Origin of the sequence: Veillonella sp. AS16 (genome assembly GCF_000517785.1) — a bacterium.
In the GTDB taxonomy this organism is placed as follows: domain Bacteria; phylum Bacillota; class Negativicutes; order Veillonellales; family Veillonellaceae; genus Veillonella; species Veillonella denticariosi.
This window is the reverse complement of record NZ_AZYX01000019.1, coordinates 246,387-267,421: the sequence shown is the minus strand read 5'-3', so window position 1 is coordinate 267,421 and position 21,035 is coordinate 246,387. Positions and strand designations below refer to the sequence as shown.

The following is a 21,035-nucleotide window of genomic DNA, read 5'->3' as shown; positions in this document are numbered from 1 at the left end:
TTGATTGTAAATGTTTCACGTGAAACATTTACACCTGTAGTGAGTTATATTTATATTATATGTTAAATAAGCTGTTGTACAGATTGCGGAGGTTATTATATAGTTTCTTATAGCATCTTATATATTCTATGAAATCTTGACTTTATTGTATGGATTACAGATGTTACAGATGTTACTTCTATCATATGGATACTATATGGATTACTATATGGGCTATATATGGATTACCATATAGATTACAGAAATTACTCTGTAGATTATAGATATAAGGTACAGATTCACTATTTGAGAATACAATAAGTAATGCTTGCTATATATTTGAGTTTAAAATTAATATATTCATAATACATATCTTGGAATCGTTTTGTTATGGGGTACAAATCCATAACTCTAATGATATGAACTATGTTTGTAATATAGGTATGGTATAGGTATAAATTGTTTCCGTAATATAAATTGTGTCAGTAATATAGATATAAATTGTGTTCGTAAATAAATATAAATCTCGGGTTTAATCTTGAATATAAAATTAATTATAAGGATATTATCATTATTTTCGTAAATATATGTTATAATGAAAAAGAAATATATTAAACGATAATGCGAGGTGAATCAGGTGGGTAAGGTTATAGCAATTACTAATCAAAAAGGTGGGGTTGGAAAGACTACGACATCGGTGAATTTGAGCGCTTGTTTAGCTGATGAAGGTAAAAAAGTGCTGCTTGTGGACTTAGATCCACAGGGAAATGCGAGTTCCGGTTTAGGTATAGAAAAGAATGATTTGGAGCTATGTGTTCACGATGTATTGATTGATGGTGAAAGTATTACGTCAATTATTCAGCCGACTATGATTAAACAGCTTTATATTGCGCCTGCTACGATTCAATTAGCTGGAGCGGAAGTGGAACTTGTTTCCGTTGTTTCACGTGAAACAATGTTGAAAAAGGCTTTGACACCTGTTCGTGATGAATATGATTTTATTATTATCGATTGCCCGCCGTCTTTGGGGTTATTGACGTTAAATGCATTTACAGCGGCAGACAGTGTATTGATTCCAATTCAAAGCGAATTCTACGCACTGGAAGGGGTCAGTCAGCTGGTAAAAACCATTACCATTGTACAACAGACTTCGAATAAGGATTTAGTTATCGAAGGCGTATTGTTGACAATGTTTGATGGCCGTACTAATCTTTCCATTCAAGTAGCGGATGAAGTGAAAAAGTTCTTTGGGTCTAAGGTGTATAAAACGATTATCCCTCGTAATGTACGTTTAAGCGAAGCGCCTAGTTATGGGGAACCGATTATTATTTATGATCCGAAGTCAAAAGGGGCAGTAGTGTATAGTAAGTTGGCGAAAGAGGTTATTAAAGATGCCAAGAGAGACTAAGAGTAAAAAAGCTAAAGGGTTAGGCCTTGGTAAAGGCATAGACAGCTTAATAGGAATGGAATCCGTAGAGGCTGCGCTAGGGGAGAAGGAGATTCATGAGTTACCGATTTCTGAAGTAGTCCCTAATGTGGATCAACCTCGTAAAAATTTTGATGAAGATAGTTTAGCCACCTTGGCGGAGTCTATTAAGAATCTTGGCATTTTTCAACCGATTGTAGTTCGTAAACAAAAAAATAAATATCAAATTGTCGCCGGCGAACGTCGTTATCGGGCTGCTATCATGGCGGGTCTAAAAACAGTTCCTGTGGTGGTAAAGAAATATAATACCGAGGAAATGACAGAGGTTGCGCTTGTAGAAAACTTGCAGCGTGAAGGGTTGGATCCTATTGAGGAAGCCTTGGCATACCAAGGCTTAATGAATGTATATAAACAGACGCAGGAGATGATTTCTGCACGCTTAGGTCGTAGTCGTTCCTACATTGCAAATATGGTTCGCTTATTAAAACTTTGTGATTCTGTACAAAAAGACTTGATAGAAGGGGACTTGACCGTCGGTCAGGCTCGTCCGTTGTTGGCTCTTCGTAGTGCGGCGCAACAGATGGAAGCGGCTGAGCGTATTAAAGAAGAAGATCTCAGTGCTCGTGAAGCGGAGCAATTAGTAAAAGCGATGCAGAATAAGCCTGTTCGCAAAAAAGCCGGTAAACCGCAAGATACAGCTGAAGTTCGTGCGTTGGTAGAACGCTTGAAACTCAGTCTCGGCTCTCCTGTAAATATTAAATTCAGAGCCGGTAAAAAGGTACAGGGTAAGATTGAGATTGCTTTCACATCGGAAGCTGAATTGGAACGACTCATCGCATATATGGATGGTCATGAACAAGATGATAATGATTCGGTTACGATGGAGTTCAGAGTATAGTTATAAATCGAAAAGTAATAAATAGTTATAAATTGAAAAGTAATAATCTATATATAATTGGGTATAATTGCAATTCATGGTATAGCGTGCCAACATCTTTTAATCCATGGTATATGATGTAGTTAATCGCTATAGCGTAGAGTTGCAGTTTACTATAAACATTCTCTTTAATCGCAATGAAAGCGTAGTCTGCTGGCTGCGCTTTCATTGTGTTTGTACGGTGAATATCCTGATTTTTCAGTTTAGGGTAGGGCAGTCGAGGGGGATATATATTGAATTGTATGAATTGAATGGATAGATTGAATATTTATGAATCATCAGAATATTTATTAGGGTGAATATTTATTAAAGAATGGATATAAATATTTTATGGTATAGTTTTCCCTCCCCTGATGGGGAGGGGAGGTACATATATACATATAATCGTAATTGATAATTAAGGATGAATTATGGAACAAACACCTAAGGCAAATCGCATACATATCGGCTTCTTCGGTCGTTGTAATGCGGGCAAGTCTACACTGATTAATATGTTGACCGACCAGCCGGTATCTCTCGTATCCGATGTGGCGGGGACGACGACGGATCCGGTAAGCAAGGCCATGGAAATTTTGCCGTTAGGCCCTGTGGTGATTACCGATACGGCCGGTGTAGATGATACATCTCAGTTGGGGTCTTTACGTATCGAAAAAACGGAAGAAATTGTTAAGAAAATCAATCTTGCTGTCTATGTACTGCGCACCGATGAAACTCCGACGTCCGATGATATGCACTGGCTGGGGCTATTAAAGCAGCAACATGTACCGGTAGCGGTTTTTATCAATGAGATTGACGGTGTTTCCGGTGAAAGTTATGCTAAAAAGCATGTTTCTTTGGAGGAATGGGCGACCGTAATCGCCTCGGCTGACTTTACAGAGACTGCTAGACGTCCGGAGTTGCTCGATTTACTGGGAGGCCTTACACCTCTTGATGTAGAGGGGGAGCAAACATTATTAGAGGGCCTTGTGGAAATCGGGGATACGATTGTTCTCGTGTGTCCTATCGATAGTGCGGCGCCTAAGGGGCGTCTTATCCTGCCACAAGTACAGGTTATACGCGAAATCTTAGATCATAAAGGTCTTGCCTTGGTATGTCAGATGGAAGAATTACCGGCTATGTTCAGTTCTCTGAAGAAGTCGCCAAAACTTGTGATTTGTGACTCCCAGGCTTTTGAGCGGGTGGATGAGTTAACGCCACAAACTATACCGTTGACTTCTTTTTCTATCTTGATGGCACGGTTTAAGGGAAAATTACAGGATTTGGTGGCCGGTGTAGAGGCTATACATAATTTAAAACCCGGTTCCAAGGTGCTTATCAGTGAAGGTTGCACGCATCGACGTCAGTGTGATGACATAGGAACTGTTAAAATCCCGATGTGGCTGGAAAAGAAGGGTTATAAGGGTTTAGATCTGGAATTTACCAGCGGCGGAGCCTTTCCGAAGGATGTATCGAGATATGACCTCATCATTCACTGCGGTGCCTGTATGTTGACCCGTCGTGAAGTGTTACGTCGTATTGACTGCGCCGTAGTACAGGGCACACCTATCGTAAATTACGGTGTACTGATCGCGTCGTTGCATGGTATACTGGAACGGGCTATAAGCCCATTTATGAATGAAATTAAGATGTAAAATTATTACATTGTGTACAGTCATTTTACTTTCACAAATGAAATGATATAATAAACTGTTGATGGTTTGATGATTGGATAGGAAGGAATATACATGTTCGAATCGATTCAACCGTGGATTGGTGCGGTAATGATTATCCTCGTGATAGCATTGCTTGCATATTGTGTGACCTTGCACATCCGTTTGAACAGTCTGAAAAAGAAATACGATTTCTTTATGAAAGGCGAGAACGGTGTCAGTTTGGAACGTAAATTATCTGTTGAGGTCAGCGAAATTCGCGATGCCGCGAAGGGGCTTGAATCCATGCTCAGCGAGCAGGCCAACATCCGTAACATTCAGAGCAATACGATACAGAAAATCGGCTTTATCAAATATAATGCCTTTGAAAATATCGGCAATGATTTGTCTTTTGCCCTTACGTTGCTTGACGGCAATAATAACGGCATCTGTATTTCCAGTATTTACGGCCGCAGCGAGTCTCGTATCTTTAGTAAACCGATTGTGAAAGGTAAAAGTCTCGTCAATCTTTCACAGGAGGAATTAGAAAGTTTGAACGAAGCGTTGGGTGAACGTACGAACGCGGAAGCGTTAACGAGTGCCATCGTTTCAAAATAGGGAAGGTTTATGTTGAAATTACCAGTATTCATTTCGAACAGAATTGAAAGAAATGGAGAAAACTGCACATTGACATTGACTGTAAAGCAGGCAAAACTTGTGGCGGCTATCGGCTCCGCAGTTATCCTGTTGGCATTAGCACTCGGTATCTGGGGCATCGTGCGCCAGGCTGAGGTGGTGCAATTACGTCAACAAACTCAATTGCAATCGGAACAACTAAAACTATTACAGCAGAAAACAGAGGTTTTGGATAAGAAGATTCAGAACTTAAATCAAATCAGTGAAGAGAACAAGCAGATGCTGAAAGGCGCTGAATCGGGCACTCCCGCACAAGGGGGAGGGGACGGCAGCGACCCAAAACCGGAAGCCGCTGATACGGAGCAACCGACTACGTTAACGGCGGCACAACTATCGGCACAATTATCTAAAATGGATAAAGAAGCGCAAAAACTGTTGGTCAGCTTCTATACGATGCGTAATATTCTTCGTGACGGTGGCGCTCAGGACTTGATGGCGTTGCAACAAATCAACTACTCTGCCGGATCCGGCGGTGCTGCTAACAGTACAACTCCGAGCATTTGGCCTAGTAAGGGCGTTATTACGTCGCCATTCGGCAGTCGTGTCGATCCTGTGACGGGCGCTATCGGTGCATTCCACGAAGGCATCGACATCGCTGATGATTACGGCAGTCAAATCGTGGCTACCGCAGGTGGTGTCGTTACCATTGCGGGTTATACGAGCGGCGGGTACGGTAACCTCGTTGAAATCGACCACGGCAACGGATTTGTGACCCGTTACGGACATAACAGTGCTGTGCTTGTCACTCCTGGGATGACTGTAAAACAGGGACAGACTATCGCGTTGATGGGCAGCACCGGTAAAAGTACAGGTGCTCACGTCCATTATGAAGTACGCTTAAACGGTGCACCGGTGGATCCGATGGTATTCCTGCCTATCAGTAACTGAGAATTTAATATTTAATTAAATTTAAATGAATTTGAAAGGACCTGCGTCATTATGATGCAGGTCCTTTTGTATTATAATACCGCGTATCTTCACACAATCATATGCATGGGTAAACCGCTGTCTTAAAATGAATTACTCCTTGACGTTCCGAGGCTTTTAAGGGGCTATTCCGGTTTACTAACCCACGTATATATTGTAAAATAAGAGTAAATGAACGGAGGTATATCTATGAAGGCCTATGTACAAGTTTATACCGGTGAAGGTAAGGGTAAAACGACCGCAGCTATCGGTTTGGCTATCCGTGCCATCGGCGCTAGCAAGAAAGTCCTCTTTTTACAGTTTATGAAATCTAAAGTATATAGTGAACATAATATATTGCCATCTTTAGAGAATCTGACGTTGGAGACGGTGGGCAAGCCGTTCTTTATTATTAAGGAAGGTATGAAGAGCAAGGATGAGCTCGCTAAATGGGGCGATGAGGTAGTCGTTTTTGAGTCCGGTAATCCTCCGAAGGATTATGTGGCTCTTATCGAAAAGGGCTATGAGCGAGCACTGAAAGCCATTTCCGGCGGCGATTATGACCTGGTCATTCTCGACGAATATAATATGGCTCTGTTTTTCGAACTTATTACATGGGAAAAGACGAAGGCTCTATTGGATGCCCGTAATCCTGAAACGGAACTTGTATTTACCGGTCGCGGGGCCCCTCAGGAACTCATTGATGAGGCCGATCTTGTTACGGAAATGAAGGAAATTAAGCATTATTACTTGCAAGGTGTGATGGCCCGAAAGGGGATTGAAAATTAGCAGACTTTCACCATCATATGAGCACCTAAGGAGGTGATGTGGTTGAGTACAGTGGCTATTGTAGTCCTCAGTATTGTGGCTATCATTATAGCGCTTATCTTGATTATCCTACTGACACCAATCACATATAGCATCGATATCAACGGCCGCACACCGTACCGCGGGGAACTGCGTATCAGATGGCTGTGGCGCGTATTTTCCTTGCATTTAGCATATCTGCAGGATAAACCGTTTTTCAAGGAACTGTATTTCCTGGGCGTATTGAAAATCGGGCCTGTGAAAGATTACGAAGAATGGCTTGAAAATCGTGTGGACGAGGAATATCATAAGGCCATGGATGATGTCGATATGAGTCCGGAAGCGGCCTTTGCGAAGGCTATGAACGGAAAAGGGCAGGGCTCATCGGCAAGCTCGTCCGGAACGAGTTTTGATGATTTAGACAGCGGCCAAGGTCCATCAAAAGAATTTGATGATACAGGCGATATAGAAACTGAATCTGATGATGAGGTAAAAGAACCGGTTCAGACTCGTATTGAGAGGGCGGAGCCTGTCAAGAAATCCGTTGAAGGGTCCGGTGCTCAGGCGCGTGCAGACCGATATGATACGATTCAACAGGATCCGACGACGTTACATATAAAAGCCGATGATGAAGTGGTGAGTCGCGTTACTTTCAACAGTGACGGATCCGTGAAGGAAAAGGTATTCACCAAGGTGAAAGATTTGAAAACGACGGTGAAGGCACGCTTTAAAAAGCCTGATCCTGATGATCCGGTGGCATCGTTCAAATCAAAAATTCCTACATTCTGGTTCATGAAACATGTGACTAATACGGAATTATGGCGTCAGCTGTTTCTCGTATCGAAGCGGTGTTATAATCATTCGAAACCTAGGGATATAGAGGTTGAGGGCCGTTTCGGACTGGGAAATCCGTATCGAATGGGGATAATAGCGTCCATGCTGTACAGTATTTGGCCTGAACAGGCCGAACATATCGAGCTGGATTATGTAAATCTCACCTGTGCCGGCAGCGTACATATTAAAGGGCGCATTATGCTAGGGGTTCTGGCGTGGCATGGAACGCGATTTATGCTTTCAAAACCTGTACGTGATCTGCTTGGTGAAAGCATACGCGTATTCTGGACGAAGCGCAAGGAATCAAAAGAATTAGAAAAGCTGAAGGCGCAGCAGGCGTTGTAGCTTTCACGATAGTAACCTGATGAAATAGCGGAGGTACTGTGATGGAGAACAGTAATGTAAAAGAGAATTTGGAAGTCCTATTTGAGAAATTCAAAAATATGATCAAGGTGGAAACCGTTGTCGGTGAAGCGGTGCAGATCGGCGATACTACATTGGTGCCGTTCGTGGACGTAACCTTCGGTTTCGGGACCGGTACAAATCATAATGTTGCCAATAAAAGTCAGGAATCCGGCGGCGGTGGCGGCGGTGCGCGCATGGAACCGAGCGCCATTCTCGTTATCAAGGGGGATCGCATCGAGTTGTTTAACATCAAAGGGAATCCGTATAGCAGCAGCTTTGATCGTCTTATCGGCTTGGTGCCTGATCTCGTGTCCAAGCTCAAATCCGACAAGTATATTTACTTGAATGATGAAGCGCAATAGAACTTGATTTATAAGGGTTCACGATGAGTTCATGGGCCCTTATTATTCTATATGATAGAGTCTTGTGAAAGTTTCCGAGATTTGATATAGTTAAACAGTGCACTAGTCGATAGTGTGATGAGACTTTACTGTTGAGGAGGATTTTAGATGAACGTAACTAAGAAATTAACAACTCTGGCTATTGTTGGCGCTCTTTCCGCTACTGCAGCTGTAGCAAGTGCGGCTAATATCGGCTTGGTGAATATGAGTCAAGTAGTTAACAGCTATCCCGGTTATGGCGCTTTGGATATGAAAATGCAACAGGTAGATGCTCAATACCGTCCACAAATTGAGAAGAAAGTTGCTGAAATTGAAAAAATTCAGGATAAAGCACAAGCTGAAGCTGAATTCAATAAATCCGTAGCTCCATTGCTTCAAAAGGAAAACGAAGAAATCAATAAAATTGCTGAACCTATGATGCAGTCCATTCACAACGCAGTAGAAACAATCCGCGTTGAAAAACATATGGATGTAGTATTGGATGATCCATACACAATCCGTGCGGCTGATAAAGACAGCAAAATTGAAAATATTACCGATGAAGTAATTAAACGCCTTAAAAAATAATTCGTTTATAGGATAAAAAAGACCCCAAAAAGCCTCCGAAGCCACCGCGTTGCGCGCTAAGTCGGTTTTGGGGTCTTTTTTATCTAGCTGAGTTATTATTTTAAGGCGTTGGGTATAGAGGAAAGGGCCACCCACCAGCGTGCGGTTAAGTAGGGCTTGAGCAGATAGAGGACCGTAGGGACGTATAGATGCCAAGCATCACTTAGTTCCGAACGTAAGATTCTTCGTAGAAGAATCCATAGTGAGGATAAAGTTCGTTTTCCGAAGGGGGATTGTCTTTTATATAGATTATTCTTTTAAGGCGTTAGAGGGCGGAGTAAAGTTGATTTACTTTACCACGGGGCTGTTAAGTCGGTTTTTGGGGTCTTTTTTATCTAGCTGAGTTATTATTTTCAGGTGTTGGGTATAGAGTTTTTTAGGTGTTTTATACAGAAAAGGAGTGAGGCTCAATGGAAGGTTTTAAATCGTTAGCAGCAAATCGGTATTCTGTTCGGAAGTTTGATTCTAAAAAGGTGGAGCAGGAGAAGGTTGGTTCGCTTTTAGAGGTTGCCAGATTGGCGCCTACGGCTCATAATAATCAGCCGCAGAGGCTTCTTGTGCTCGATTCGGCGGATAGTCTAAATCGGTTGAAGGATTGTACGCCGTGTCACTTTAACGCACCGTTAGCGATTATTGTCTGCTATGATAACAAGGCCAGTTGGAAACGCTCTTTTGATAATGAGGATATGGGGGTCGTAGATGCAAGTATTGTGGCGACTCATATTATACTCGAGGTGGCGGATTTAGGTTTGGGCAGCACCTGGGTGGCTTATTTTGATCCGGATAAGGTCCGTGAGTTGTTTTCCTTGCCGGACAATATCATTCCTGTGGCTGTTATTCCGATTGGTTACCCTCATGCTGACAGTGTTCCTGCTCCGGGGCATACGACGCGTTTTGATATCAATGATTTAACGACGTATAATTCGTTTTAAGCGGTTTATATCATTGCCGAACGGGTTAGTTATATACTGAATAAATCGAACGGTCACGTACTGAACGATTAATCATATAAATCGCGGATGGTTATAAATAACCCCCTACGTTAGATGTTACTTAGTCTAACCGTAGGGGGTCATTTATTGATTGGACGGTATCAACCGTCCATTATTTATATAAAAGCTATTTTATAGCCATTAATTTTGTTATTCCGGTTTATGGATGAGGTTTACCACGAATTCGCTGTCTTCCACGAGTGTTGCCTGGATGTAGTTGTCACCGTTGAATTCAAGTACTTGGCCCGGTACGAGGATGTGTTCTTCTGTTTCGTTGAGGAATACCTGTACTTTGCCTTTTACGACCGTGAATATGACGTTGGCTTCCGGATGGTTGTGTTTTTCGACTTTTTCACCGGCTTTGCCGCCTTTTTTCACGATGACGTAGTTCGGACCTTGAAATAATAAACCTAATTCTTGATTTACTGTGCCTGCCATAATAGACCTCCTAATTCCAGTTTTTGTATTTTGAAAGCTTACGCTAACTTTTAATTTACATTGTGTAATTACCTTATGATTACATTATAAATGAAATTACTTATCAATGATGTGTCTGTAGCTACAGTTATGTAGAAATATATAGAAAATTCAAAATCATAAAAATTTTACAAGGTTATTATATGAAAAGACGAGCGTAAGTTTACGCTCGTCTTTTCATATATTTTATGCTAATCAGTACATATATTTTATGCTAATCAGTACATATATTTTATTCTAAATAGCTTTGTTATTTTTTACGAATGGAATATAAACGGGTACCGTTTTCCTCTGTTGTGACGAGTTCGAATGCAGGATCGATTGCTTTCACAAAGGCCTCGAACCATGTCTGGTACGCCAGTTCCATGAATTTAGGGTCGATGCCCGCTGTGCGCCAGTAGCCCGCTTGTAACTTGTGGTCGCCGACCCATGTGAATTCGTTTTCGCTGTCAGCAACGATCCGGTCGCCACCGTCACAAGGCATGCCGTTTACATAGTAATTCTGCAGCGCGTTGTAAATCGCAGGCGCCGTGTTTTCCGCAAGGCTGTCCTGTGCGACGATACCGCATGCCTGGCCCTGCACCGCGAAGGCATCCAGAATAGCCGTCACCACGTGAACCGCTTCGTCACCGGAGTTCGTATCGAGCAGGTCATTGATGAAAGCCGCTTCGCGAACGGAGGCGATGTTCATCTGATTGGACAACCAGCCGTGGATATTGCCGTGGTCGATGATATTTTCGAGAGGAATACTCGGATTGATAGGTTCGCCGTAGGTGTCGATGGAAATGGCGTGCAGTTCGTCAGCCAAATCGTCGACAACCTTGGATGTTTTTTCCAGAATCAGGTTTTCCCGTTCCACGAGTAATTGAATTTTGCGGTATAACCAGTAGTGAATGTGACCTAAGAATGCGGACATGTTAAGCTCCTTTGCGTGCAGTTTCTAATTTTTCTACTAAATCGTATACGTTTACACCGTGAATTTCTGCGGCCTGCCACAATGGTTCAGCCGTAGAAGACGGGCAGCCGAGGCAGCCCATGCCGATGCTTTGTAATACCGGTACAACGACCGGATAGGTATCGACGATGTCGCGAATGATTGTGTCCGGCGTAATCGGAGCGCCTGCTTCGAGGCGAGGCTGTTCCACGATAGGATCGTTGCCCTGGCCCGGTAAGAATACAGCCGGCTCATCGGATTTGCTTTCAGCGGGAGCCCCTTCTAGGTCGCCCAATACGGCCGCTTTAAAAGCCTCTAAACCGATGCGGTCGATGAATTCGCCCATCCGTTCAATTTGTGCATTTTCTTTGTAGTATGCGATGATTCTGTCAACTAATGCAAGAGCTTCTTTTTCTGTTTTCACCTCCGCGATGAGGTCGCCGATGCGAGGGTGGGCACCGCCGCTGCCGCCGGCGTATACATTCCAGCCTTCAACGGTACCGATGACGCCGACGTCTTTCATGCGGCTTTCAGTACAGGAATTCGGACAACCGGAAACGCCGATTTTCATCTTGCTGGGCATTTCCTCGGATAGATATTTGCGTTCAATCTGCATGCCGAGATGGACGCTGTCCTGTTTGGCACGTTTACAGAACGTTGTGCCCGGACAGATTTTGACGCTGCGCACGCGATTGGACACGGTGTAAGCCGGTTCCATGCCGAGCATTTCCCAAGCCTGGTCAACGTCTTCCGCTTTCAAATTCGTAATCATAATGCGTTGGCTGCCTGTCAATTTGAGGACGGCCCCGAATTTGTTCGCTACGTCGATATATTTTTGTAATTGATCCGGTTGAATGAACCCCGCCGGAATACGCGGTGTAATTGCATAACGGCGTTGACCGTTTTTGATGCGTTGTAAATTTGCTGCGATTTGTGCCATGATAAATCCTTTCTCGAGCCCCTCTCTGCGGAGGATTGTGGCTAAACTACTTAGTTAATCTATGTAATTCTTTATATGTTATCTATATACGCCGTAGGGTTTTGTGAAAGCTTCGCACTTACATACGAACAGCGTAATGAGATCAACTGGGCGATGCCTCATCAAAACCCGGCGCAGAGGTCAGCATGGGTATTTGGAATACTGGCCTTATGGTCCTTAGTATAATACATTTCGATGATAATGAATGTAACCTTAGCTACATAATTTAGAGCTTTCAATACTAATTATTAATACTAGCTATGCACTATTTAAATGATATACAGTGCGGACAGATGCCGTATCGGATTATGGGCATATTAGATTCCCGTCGTCATATTCTGTATAATAAAGATAGTTTTCTTATAGTATATCATTAAAATGTGGATTCAGTTGATTTATATACATAGCACATGAGGTTATATGAAAGTATTATATGACACTATATTAAAGGGACGTTTTGTGGATCGGCCCAATCGTTTCGTCGTTCACATTGAACTGGACGGCGAGGTTGTGACTGCTCATTTGCCGAATCCGGGGCGCATGTGGGAATTGCTGTTTCCCGGTATCATCATGTATGCGGTGCCTCACAGCAAGCCTGATGCGAAGACACAGTTTCGCGTGGTCGGCATCGAACGGGACGGGCAGGTCATCATGCTCGATACCAATTACAGTAATGATGTGGCGCAGCATCTCATTGAGAACAGGCTCATCCCCGGCTGGGAACAGTGGCGTGTCGTACGCCGCGAATATACCGTGAAAGTTCACGGCACGTCATCGCGTTTTGATTTGCTTTTAACGAATGATCATGGTGAGGAGTTTCTGCTGGAGGTCAAGTCCTGTACATTGTTTTCCAGGACGGGCGCCATGTTTCCGGATGCTATTACCGAGCGCGGCCGCAAACATTTGCTGCATTTAAAGGAATTACAGGATGAAGGGTATCACATGGGTGTGCTGTTTCTCGTTCAATGGGACAGAGCGCAGTGGTTCCTGCCGGATTACCATACGGATCTCGCGTTTGCTCAGACCTTTAAAGAGGTGGCGCCGCATCTTGACTGGAAAGCCGTTGCCGTAGCGTGGGATGACACCTTTGCCATGCCGACGGTCGCCCGTGAATGTACGTATCCCGGTGCGGTTCTTGAAAGCGAAGCTCATGATAGCGGTGTGTATGTCATGGTGATGCATCTGGATCGCGATTTGGAACTTGAAATCGGTTCAAAAGGAATGATGCATTTTAAGGAGGGGTACTATATGTACGTCGGCTCCGCGAAGGCAAATTTGGCGAAACGTATTGAACGTCATAAACGAAAACGGAAGAAAATGCACTGGCATCTAGATTACTTCCGCGGGCACTGTGAAATGATTGCAGGATTGCCGATACGAACCAGTGGGAAGCCGCAGGCTATGACGCTCGGTGCTCAGACACAGCGTGAATGTGAGTTCGCTAACGACGACTCGCCTGTTCGGGAAAGCACCGCTATGGGCACAATCGATGTGAGCGTAATCGATAGGGGAATAATTAAGGGTACAACTATGGGTGAACCCGAAATTGACGTAGAGTGTGCTCTGGCTGATGCGGTGCGAGCTATTGCGGAATGGAACGTACCGAATTTCGGCTGCAGTGACTGTGAGTGCAGCAGCCATTTGTTCGGAATGAGCGAAAATCCAATACATAATAAAGCGTTCATGGAGGTGATTGAGGAGTTTCGGATGAATATGCTAGATGAACTAGTTAATGGTTAATCATTATTGATGGGGCCCAGGAGTTATATGGCTTAATTAGCTAAAAAGTGCCATTACCTATTTCTTCGCTCCAAAGCGAGCTAAGTCGTTCATCAATAGGTAATGGCACTTTTTAAAACTTTAGTTATAAAGATGTCCCATCAATAATAATTTAGTTCTTTAAACAGGTGCATCAGCATATTTCATTTGAAATAGAGTAGTGGAGAGTTGGTTGTGTAGGGAGGTGTATGTATGCGGTTTTGTGTTAGGTATGTGCTGTTAGTTGCAGTTTGTATTTCAAGTTTTTTATTGAGTGGTTGCGACTTCATCTGGACGACGTCCAATGGTGATCCTGCGTCGCCGGATGATGTAAAGGCCGGCATTGAGAAGGAATTTAAGGTTTGTAATCCTCAGTTGGTATTGCAGTCGTCTGTGGTGGAAAAAGAGAAGCCCTTTCAGCGGAATGTGTATGTGTTTTATGATGAACACAATGGGTTCTCTTTTTCGGTGCGCTCTGATGTAAAATATCCGACATTGCCGGTCCCCGGTGGTCAGAGGAATACGAATGCGGATTTTGCGTATGCAGAGGCGTATTTAACTCATTTAAACGGTAAGATCAGTGAATTAGCTCGAAATTATGGAATGCGAACGGCTACGGTCGATGAGCAGGCGATGCTGACACGTTCCAAATTAAAACGACAGACCGGCATGAGTGAAGTACCGCTCTTTGATGAAGGTGAATTTATCTTTGTAGACCACACGGTGAAAGGTGCCGACATGGTCGCTATGTTGAAGAAAATCTATGCAGTCTATAAGCCGAATGATGATGAGGCGCTGTTGCGTCCTTTATTCGGGCGGAAGGTTTCTTTTTACTATCTGCCGATTGGTGAACAGGATAAGACCAAAGCCGTTTATATTGAGGGTATCTGGTTCAAGGGAAAAGACGATTGGCGTGCTACGTTGCTCAATGTTTACGGTAGTTCTTCTTTTGATACCTCTAAGCTGGAGAGCGGATTAGGGGAATATTTTAATCGTAGAATAAGCGATGCGAAGAATAGAGTGAATTAGGTAACTAAACTTTCACGGAATTCATAAGAACAATAGCGATAAATCAGGAAAAATGCTATAATTATATGATGAATCAGTATCAGTGTTAGTAAAATGAGGTGAGATTGTGGCAGACCAACAGTGGTCCCACGGGAATATTCATCCCGTTCAGATTGATAAAGAAATGAAGAACGCGTACATCGATTACGCTATGTCCGTAATCGTTATGCGTGCGCTTCCGGATGTGCGCGACGGTTTGAAGCCGGTGCATCGTCGAATTTTGTACGCTATGCACGAAACAGGCATGACGCCGAACAAGCCGTACAAGAAATCCGCCCGTATCGTCGGTGACGTACTCGGTAAGTATCATCCACATGGTGATAGCTCCGTTTACGATGCGACGGTTCGTTTGGCGCAGGATTTCAACACCCGCTACCTATTGGTGGATGGGCACGGTAACTTCGGTTCCATCGACGGTGATAGTGCCGCTGCGATGCGTTATACCGAGGTTCGTATGGCGAGGATCACGACGGAAATGCTTGCCGATATCGACAAGGAAACCGTTGATTTCATGCCGAACTATGATGAAAGCTTGCAGGAACCGACTGTTTTGCCGGCGAAGATTCCGAATCTTCTCATCAACGGTTCCAGCGGTATCGCCGTAGGGATGGCAACAAATATTCCGCCGCATAACCTTAACGAGGTGTGCAACGGTCTTGCGATGCTCATCGACAATCCGGATGTGACTGTGGATGAATTGATGAAAGCCATCAAAGGGCCTGACTTCCCGACAGGGGCGCTCATTTTGGGCCGGGAAGGCATCAAAAAAGCGTATGCCACAGGTCGCGGCAGCGTGAAAATGCGTGCTCGTGCATCTATCGAAGAGATGTCCAAGGGTAAGCATAAAATTGTGGTTACCGAAATTCCGTATCAGGTTAACAAGGCTCGCGTGATTGAAAGCATCGCGAACCTCAGCCGTGACAAGGTTGTGGACGGTATCACCGCATTGCGCGACGAATCCGACCGCCAAGGCTTGCGTATCGTTATCGAATTGCGTGCCGATGTGCAACCGGATATCGTGCTTAATAAATTGTATAAACATACCCAACTTCAGGAAACATTCGGCGTGATTATGCTCGCCCTCGTGGACGGTCATCCTCGCGTATTGAATTTGAAAGAAGTCTTGGGCTACTACTTAGATCATCGCCTCGATGTAATCGTACGCCGTACGCGCTTTGAACTCAATAAAGCGGAAGCGCGTGCTCACATCTTGGAAGGCTTATTGATTGCACTGGATCACATCGATGAAGTGATTGCGACAATTCGCAGTTCCCAAACGGACGACATCGCACGTAACGCATTGATGGAGAAATTCGGGCTTTCAGAAAAACAGGCGGTAGCCATCCTCGATATGCGTTTACGCCGTTTAACAGGTTTGGAACGCGAGAAAATCGAAGACGAATACAAGGAATTGTTGGCATTGATCGAAGATTTGAAAGCCATTCTTGCCAGCGAAGCGCGTCAACGTCAAATCGTTAAGGACGAACTGGACGATATGAAGAAGAAATACGGCGATCCTCGTCGTTCTGAAATCACGATCGATACGTCCGACCTTGATGTAGAGGACCTCATCGCTGACGAAGAAATGGTTATTACCTTGACGAAACAGGGGTATATCAAGCGCATGAATGCGAACGTATATCGCAACCAGCATAAAGGCGGTGCCGGCGTTATCGGCATGAAGACGAAGGAAGATGATTATGTAACGCAGATTATGCATGTGCGGACGCATAATACCTTGTTATTCTTCACATCTACGGGTCGTACATATCGCCTCAAGGCGTACGAAGTGCCGGAAGCGGGTTCCCGCAATTCCCGCGGAACCGCGATGGTCAATGTATTGCCGCTCGCTGTGGGTGAATCGGTTACGACCATGATCGACCTTGAACGTATACAGGAAGATGTAAACTTATTCATGGTGACGGAGCTCGGCGTTGTGAAACGTACAGCTATCGAAGAATACCGTAACATTCGTCGTTCGGGTCTCAATGCGATTAATCTCGACGAAGGAGATCGCTTGATTTCCGTCAATGTAACGACCGGTAATCAAGATATTCTGATCGGTACGAAACTCGGTATCGCTATCCGCTTTAACGAAAATGATGCGCGCCTCATGAAACGGGCGGCTCACGGTGTGCGCGGTATTAAGCTCAATACGGGCGATGTAGTTGTCGGTGCCGGCGTTCTTGATACGGAGGAACGGGATGTGCAGATTTTCACCATCTCCGAAGAGGGCTTCGGCAAGCGTAATGACGCGGATGCGTACACATTGCAGAAACGCGGCGGTAAGGGCTCTAAGAACTTCAAAATCACGAACAAGACCGGCGACGTAGTGGCCGTAGAGGTCGTTCATAATGATGACGAAGTGATGCTCATTTCCGAGCAGGGCAAGATTATCCGCTTCAACATGAACGATATTGCCGTGAAGAAAGGCAAAGCTATTTCCGGCGTGAAAACGCAGAACCTTGACGAAGGCGATAAGGTTGCGAGCATTGCTGTTATTCCGGCAGGGGAAATCGAAAACGAAGAAGAATTATAATAGAATATCGGGATGTTTCGTACATCTATTGTATTCTGTGAAAGTATATGTACATTCGTCATATACTGTATGTATATTCATGTAAGAAACTGGCGGGCGACCATCGTTGATGGTCGCCTCTGGTCGTAAAGGGTACATTAAGGGGTAACATATGAAAAAATGGTTAGTTGCCATTGTTATGGCAGGGGTAATGTTTGCTGGCGGTTTCGGACAGGCGAATGCGGCAGACTGGTATTATATTGATGCGGATGCTGATGATGCGACCTGGTTTATCGATAATGCGTCCGTGTATAAAACGGATGATATGGCGACCGTATTGGTAAAGGTCAATAACGTGGAAGGCTTTACCTACATTTATACGGTGCGTATCGATCGCAATGCAAAAATGTGGACGGAACTTGAATCAACCGTGTACAGCAATGCGGGGATTGCGCTATTGACCAATAAAAAAGCACAAAAACCGATGAAAATTGAAGGGGATACCATGGGGGCGGAAGTTATGCAGGCCCTCTGGGGAAAATAATCTATTAGTGAGCAAAGAATCCCCCTCCTAAAAACTCCAGCAAGCCACCCACTACGTGCGCTAAGTCGTTTTTAGGAGGGGGATTCTTTTGTGTATTAGCTTATTTTCAGAGGGCCTTGCAATAATAGAAATAGCCTCCAAGGTCACCCGCCATGTGCGGCTAAGTAGGGCTTGAGCAGATAGAGGACCATAGGGACGTATAGATGCCAAGCATCATTTAGTTCCGAACGTAAGATTTACCAAACTGCGAAGCAGTGAAGGAAAATCCACAGTGAGGATAAAGTTCGGCTTTCAGAGGAGGTTCGTGTCTTTTTCTTGTCAGGCATTATGCATTCAGAGCGAATATCTATATTCAAGCGTGTTGGATTAAATTTTCCCTCAGAGGGCAAGGGCATAACGTTCCTAGGAGAGTGCGCCTTCGTTTTTAGGAAGGATTTGTTGTTGAATGAATATGACAAAGAGGCTGTAATTAGAACTAAGTTTTAATTACAGCCTCTAGATTAGAATAAATTAATTATTTATGATGGAAAAATTTAATTACTTCTTTTAAGCTTATGATAACTAGAATTAGTGTAATTCCCCAACCAATTCGAGTTGCTAATAATAAATCATTTGACCAAATATTTAAGCAAGTTGCACCAATAGCTGAACCGATTGAAATCGCAATATTTTGCAGCATTCGTTGCAAAGCTCCTGTACTTCCTTGGATTTCCATAGGACTGGCTTGCATGATACTGGCAATATTAGCCGGTTGAAAGTATCCACCACCAATACCGTAAATGAATAATCCTAATGTTAAGAGTTGATAAGGCCAGTTAGGATTGATTAGTAAAAGAAAAATCAAGGATATGATAATAATACTTAGACCAATATGGCTGAATAGTTTATTTTTATCTCCGTTATTGATTTTACTGGATATTCTTGAAAAAAGCACCAGCCCTGTAGGAGCTCCTAAAACAAGAAATCCAGTTTGCCCAACTTCTAGATGATATGATTGTTCAAAAATGAAGGGGGGAAGTAAAAATATCATTGCGGAGGCAAAGCCGAAGGTAACTGTTTGAAGAAGGTAAGAGATTACTTGAGGATTATTTTTTAATCCTTTGATATCGATAAGTGCATGTTTGTTATTAAGTTCCACATAGTAAAATATAATTCCGAGCAACAAGCTGGATAGTATCAGGATTATACCAACTATAAATAGATGTAATTTGTTTAATAAAGATAATCCTAATAAGAGTGAAACTAACATTAGAGCGTTTATGGTAATTCCAAGAATATCTAATTGCCGTTTGTTGTTTTTTTCGGAGAGTTTATTGAGAAGAAAATTATTACATGCAATTCCGAGAATTACAAAAGGAATATTTATCAAAAAAATAAGTTGCCAGAAACTTAAAGAAAGTATGATCCCGCCTAAAGAGGGCCCTAGGATTGGGCCTAGACCAATCATAATTCCGAGGATACCAATAGAGCTATTTTTACGTTTTTCAGAAACTAAAGTTGTAATTAGTGCGGCAGAAGTAGCTTGTAAAGCAGCCGCTCCTATGCCTTGAAAAATTCGTCCAATAATTAATAAACTGATATTGTTAATTAAGCCACAAAATAGAGAACTTAGACCAAAAAGCACGAATCCTAAATACGAAATTTTTAATTTTCCAAATTTATCGCTTAATACGCCTAAAGGTAGGATAGAGATAGCTAAAGCTAAAGTATAACCGGTTATTGTGAAGGCTGCAATATCAGTTGAAGTTTGAAATTGTTCTTTTAAAAAGGGTAATGCTATATTGATAATTCCTGTATCGAGAGTGGATAATAACATTCCCATACCTGCAACAATTGTTATGAGTAAATCTTGCAATTGTTTATTCATAAAGATTTCTCCTTTTCTTTAAAACTATTTAAGTATAATATAATAAGTCTAAAGTCTATAATCAAACGATTCAAAAAATATCGAATCGTATAGGAGGATGTTTATGGCTATTACAATTCGGTTTAGCGATTATGCTTTGGAAACAAATGAAACGTTAATACAAAGAATACAATTTGTGTATTCCCCTTTAAATGAACTTTTTAGAAGTTTACATGTGCTTTTAAATCCGCGCCATCATGGAACTAATATTGATTGGGTGATTGAGATACAAGATAAACTTACTGAAGAATTTTATGAGAATCTTCATTATTTCCAACTTTTTTATGAACTGGGGGTCTCTCCTATTTTGCTTTGTAATTTTCGTTATCATATGACAACGATTGAAGAGGAAATACAAAATTTAAAGGAATTTCTTGTTAATTATCCGACTATTCGATTAATTGAGTATTTGGAGAGAATAATAGATGATAGAGAAAATGCCTTTATTCCAACATTAGCAAAAGGACTAGAGTGGAAAGATTTTTCTTTAAATGAAAATGATCAATTGCTTAAAGATTTGAAGCGAAATGCTACAAGTGTTTACCGGAGGCTTTTTTCTTTTATTGATTGGTATAGAAAATCAATTTTTGATGATACTTGGAAAGAAAAATCAATTGAGCAAAAGCTTTTAATTGAAATACAAAAGCAATCTTCATTTTTGAGGGAAAAAGGTTTTATAGAGATGTTTAATCATTTACAAATTGATCGAATTCATTGGAAAAAAGATGCCTTATCCATTATTAAACCTTTTGACCAAGAGATTCATTTAAAGGACAGTGACTCTATTATGCTGTTACCAAGCTATTTTATTTGGCCGCATCTGTTTGTTGAATCTTTTAATCAAGGAATTGCTATTACTTATGATATTATGGAGCAACCAAGTTACTATAACTCCACACCGGAGGGATTAGTTACTATTTTTAAAGCCTTGAGCGATTCAGTGCGGCTGCAAATTATGAACTATGTTTTGGAGAAACCATGTACGACGCAGTCTTTAGCACAAATTTTATTAATGACTGATTCAAGTGTATCGAGACACTTACAAATTTTAAAAGATGCAAAGTTACTGAAAGCAAGAAAAGTGAAGAAGTTTGTTCTATATGAACCGACAGAGTTAGTTACTCAACTTATGCCGAATTTTTATCGTTTCTTTCGAAATTGAGAGAAGATGAATTACTATGTTGATATCATTAATATGTCAATTAACTTCACAGAGACAAATAGTGTTAAAAAC

At 42.6% G+C, this 21,035-nt stretch carries 19 protein-coding genes; 15 read left to right on the top strand and 4 right to left on the bottom strand.

What is annotated here, in order from left to right; all coding sequences use genetic code 11:
- The first annotated feature begins 616 nt into the window (after nt 1-616).
- The 10 genes from HMPREF1521_RS07270 to HMPREF1521_RS07225 all read left to right on the top strand — a co-directional run bounded on the left by HMPREF1521_RS07270 (nt 617) and on the right by HMPREF1521_RS07225 (nt 9,557).
- Nucleotides 617-1,387 carry a ParA family protein gene (locus HMPREF1521_RS07270; protein ID WP_038117574.1) on the top strand — a complete coding sequence of 257 codons (771 nt, stop codon included), beginning with the start codon at nt 617-619 and terminating at the stop codon, nt 1,385-1,387.
- Entirely contained in the window at nt 1,371-2,303 is a 933-nt protein-coding gene (locus tag HMPREF1521_RS07265) for a ParB/RepB/Spo0J family partition protein (RefSeq protein ID WP_038117573.1), read from the top strand. Before HMPREF1521_RS07270 ends, HMPREF1521_RS07265 begins: the two co-directional genes overlap by 17 nt.
- A 449-nt stretch (nt 2,304-2,752) precedes the next feature.
- The gene (gene hydF / locus HMPREF1521_RS07260; protein ID WP_038117572.1) at nt 2,753-3,973 is read left to right on the top strand and encodes a [FeFe] hydrogenase H-cluster maturation GTPase HydF; all 1,221 of its coding nucleotides are present in this window, start codon (nt 2,753-2,755) and stop codon (nt 3,971-3,973) included.
- Nucleotides 3,974-4,066: 93 nt separating this feature from the next.
- A complete protein-coding gene (locus HMPREF1521_RS07255; RefSeq protein ID WP_038117570.1) occupies nt 4,067-4,588 on the top strand; it encodes a DUF4446 family protein in 522 nt (173 codons plus the stop codon).
- Between the two features lie 9 nt (nt 4,589-4,597).
- Nucleotides 4,598-5,554, top strand: coding sequence for a M23 family metallopeptidase (locus HMPREF1521_RS07250; RefSeq protein WP_038117568.1), 957 nt, complete (start codon nt 4,598-4,600; stop codon nt 5,552-5,554).
- A 228-nt stretch (nt 5,555-5,782) separates the two neighbouring features.
- Nucleotides 5,783-6,361 (top strand): cob(I)yrinic acid a,c-diamide adenosyltransferase, encoded by a 579-nt coding sequence (locus HMPREF1521_RS07245; protein ID WP_038117566.1) that lies wholly within the window; start codon nt 5,783-5,785, stop codon nt 6,359-6,361.
- 42 nt (nt 6,362-6,403) lie between these two features.
- The gene (locus HMPREF1521_RS07240) at nt 6,404-7,558 is read left to right on the top strand and encodes a hypothetical protein (protein WP_038117653.1); all 1,155 of its coding nucleotides are present in this window, start codon (nt 6,404-6,406) and stop codon (nt 7,556-7,558) included.
- A gap of 41 nt (nt 7,559-7,599) precedes the next feature.
- The gene (locus HMPREF1521_RS07235) at nt 7,600-7,980 is read left to right on the top strand and encodes a GerW family sporulation protein (RefSeq protein WP_038117563.1); all 381 of its coding nucleotides are present in this window, start codon (nt 7,600-7,602) and stop codon (nt 7,978-7,980) included.
- Nucleotides 7,981-8,127: 147 nt separating this feature from the next.
- Nucleotides 8,128-8,586 carry an OmpH family outer membrane protein gene (locus HMPREF1521_RS07230; RefSeq protein ID WP_038117561.1) on the top strand — a complete coding sequence of 153 codons (459 nt, stop codon included), beginning with the start codon at nt 8,128-8,130 and terminating at the stop codon, nt 8,584-8,586.
- A 449-nt stretch (nt 8,587-9,035) separates the two neighbouring features.
- On the top strand, nt 9,036-9,557 hold the full coding sequence (locus tag HMPREF1521_RS07225; RefSeq protein ID WP_038117559.1) for a nitroreductase family protein: 522 nt from the start codon (nt 9,036-9,038) through the stop codon (nt 9,555-9,557).
- 210 nt (nt 9,558-9,767) lie between these two features.
- On the opposite strand, the gene HMPREF1521_RS07220 is transcribed toward HMPREF1521_RS07225, so the two are convergent.
- From HMPREF1521_RS07220 to HMPREF1521_RS07210, 3 genes are all read right to left on the bottom strand, one after another.
- Nucleotides 9,768-10,055 (bottom strand): cupin domain-containing protein, encoded by a 288-nt coding sequence (locus tag HMPREF1521_RS07220; RefSeq protein ID WP_038117557.1) that lies wholly within the window; start codon nt 10,053-10,055, stop codon nt 9,768-9,770.
- Nucleotides 10,056-10,344: 289 nt separating this feature from the next.
- Nucleotides 10,345-11,010: a hypothetical protein gene (locus HMPREF1521_RS07215; RefSeq protein ID WP_038117554.1), complete on the bottom strand. Its 666-nt coding sequence runs from the start codon at nt 11,008-11,010 to the stop codon at nt 10,345-10,347.
- Between the two features lies 1 nt (nt 11,011).
- Nucleotides 11,012-11,968 carry a DUF1858 domain-containing protein gene (locus tag HMPREF1521_RS07210; RefSeq protein ID WP_038117553.1) on the bottom strand — a complete coding sequence of 319 codons (957 nt, stop codon included), beginning with the start codon at nt 11,966-11,968 and terminating at the stop codon, nt 11,012-11,014.
- Between the two features lie 459 nt (nt 11,969-12,427).
- Here HMPREF1521_RS07210 and sfsA point away from each other — a divergent pair, with 459 nt between their 5' ends.
- The 4 genes from sfsA to HMPREF1521_RS07190 all read left to right on the top strand — a co-directional run bounded on the left by sfsA (nt 12,428) and on the right by HMPREF1521_RS07190 (nt 17,895).
- A complete protein-coding gene (gene sfsA / locus HMPREF1521_RS07205) occupies nt 12,428-13,747 on the top strand; it encodes a DNA/RNA nuclease SfsA (protein WP_038117551.1) in 1,320 nt (439 codons plus the stop codon).
- A gap of 231 nt (nt 13,748-13,978) precedes the next feature.
- Complete coding sequence (locus HMPREF1521_RS07200) at nt 13,979-14,794, top strand: hypothetical protein (protein ID WP_038117549.1); 816 nt, start codon at nt 13,979-13,981, stop codon at nt 14,792-14,794.
- Between the two features lie 106 nt (nt 14,795-14,900).
- Entirely contained in the window at nt 14,901-17,372 is a 2,472-nt protein-coding gene (gyrA, locus tag HMPREF1521_RS07195) for a DNA gyrase subunit A (protein WP_038117547.1), read from the top strand.
- Between the two features lie 151 nt (nt 17,373-17,523).
- Nucleotides 17,524-17,895 carry a hypothetical protein gene (locus HMPREF1521_RS07190; protein ID WP_038117545.1) on the top strand — a complete coding sequence of 124 codons (372 nt, stop codon included), beginning with the start codon at nt 17,524-17,526 and terminating at the stop codon, nt 17,893-17,895.
- A gap of 514 nt (nt 17,896-18,409) precedes the next feature.
- Here the strand turns inward: HMPREF1521_RS07190 and HMPREF1521_RS07185 are convergent.
- Nucleotides 18,410-19,762: an MFS transporter gene (locus HMPREF1521_RS07185; protein ID WP_038117543.1), complete on the bottom strand. Its 1,353-nt coding sequence runs from the start codon at nt 19,760-19,762 to the stop codon at nt 18,410-18,412.
- A 103-nt stretch (nt 19,763-19,865) separates the two neighbouring features.
- Here HMPREF1521_RS07185 and HMPREF1521_RS07180 point away from each other — a divergent pair, with 103 nt between their 5' ends.
- The gene (locus HMPREF1521_RS07180) at nt 19,866-20,963 is read left to right on the top strand and encodes a metalloregulator ArsR/SmtB family transcription factor (RefSeq protein WP_038117540.1); all 1,098 of its coding nucleotides are present in this window, start codon (nt 19,866-19,868) and stop codon (nt 20,961-20,963) included.
- The last annotated feature ends 72 nt before the right edge of the window (nt 20,964-21,035 follow it).

Coding starts and splice junctions, on each gene's coding strand:
- HMPREF1521_RS07230 (WP_038117561.1), top strand. CDS start 8,128: ATGAACGTAACTAAGAAATTAACAACTCTGGCTATTGTTGGCGCTCTT.
- HMPREF1521_RS07210 (WP_038117553.1), bottom strand. CDS start 11,968: ATGGCACAAATCGCAGCAAATTTACAACGCATCAAAAACGGTCAACGC.
- HMPREF1521_RS07185 (WP_038117543.1), bottom strand. CDS start 19,762: ATGAATAAACAATTGCAAGATTTACTCATAACAATTGTTGCAGGTATG.
- HMPREF1521_RS07245 (WP_038117566.1), top strand. CDS start 5,783: ATGAAGGCCTATGTACAAGTTTATACCGGTGAAGGTAAGGGTAAAACG.
- HMPREF1521_RS07190 (WP_038117545.1), top strand. CDS start 17,524: ATGAAAAAATGGTTAGTTGCCATTGTTATGGCAGGGGTAATGTTTGCT.
- sfsA (WP_038117551.1), top strand. CDS start 12,428: ATGAAAGTATTATATGACACTATATTAAAGGGACGTTTTGTGGATCGG.
- HMPREF1521_RS07225 (WP_038117559.1), top strand. CDS start 9,036: ATGGAAGGTTTTAAATCGTTAGCAGCAAATCGGTATTCTGTTCGGAAG.
- HMPREF1521_RS07250 (WP_038117568.1), top strand. CDS start 4,598: ATGTTGAAATTACCAGTATTCATTTCGAACAGAATTGAAAGAAATGGA.
- HMPREF1521_RS07255 (WP_038117570.1), top strand. CDS start 4,067: ATGTTCGAATCGATTCAACCGTGGATTGGTGCGGTAATGATTATCCTC.
- HMPREF1521_RS07215 (WP_038117554.1), bottom strand. CDS start 11,010: ATGTCCGCATTCTTAGGTCACATTCACTACTGGTTATACCGCAAAATT.
- HMPREF1521_RS07180 (WP_038117540.1), top strand. CDS start 19,866: ATGGCTATTACAATTCGGTTTAGCGATTATGCTTTGGAAACAAATGAA.
- hydF (WP_038117572.1), top strand. CDS start 2,753: ATGGAACAAACACCTAAGGCAAATCGCATACATATCGGCTTCTTCGGT.
- HMPREF1521_RS07220 (WP_038117557.1), bottom strand. CDS start 10,055: ATGGCAGGCACAGTAAATCAAGAATTAGGTTTATTATTTCAAGGTCCG.
- HMPREF1521_RS07200 (WP_038117549.1), top strand. CDS start 13,979: ATGCGGTTTTGTGTTAGGTATGTGCTGTTAGTTGCAGTTTGTATTTCA.
- HMPREF1521_RS07265 (WP_038117573.1), top strand. CDS start 1,371: ATGCCAAGAGAGACTAAGAGTAAAAAAGCTAAAGGGTTAGGCCTTGGT.
- HMPREF1521_RS07235 (WP_038117563.1), top strand. CDS start 7,600: ATGGAGAACAGTAATGTAAAAGAGAATTTGGAAGTCCTATTTGAGAAA.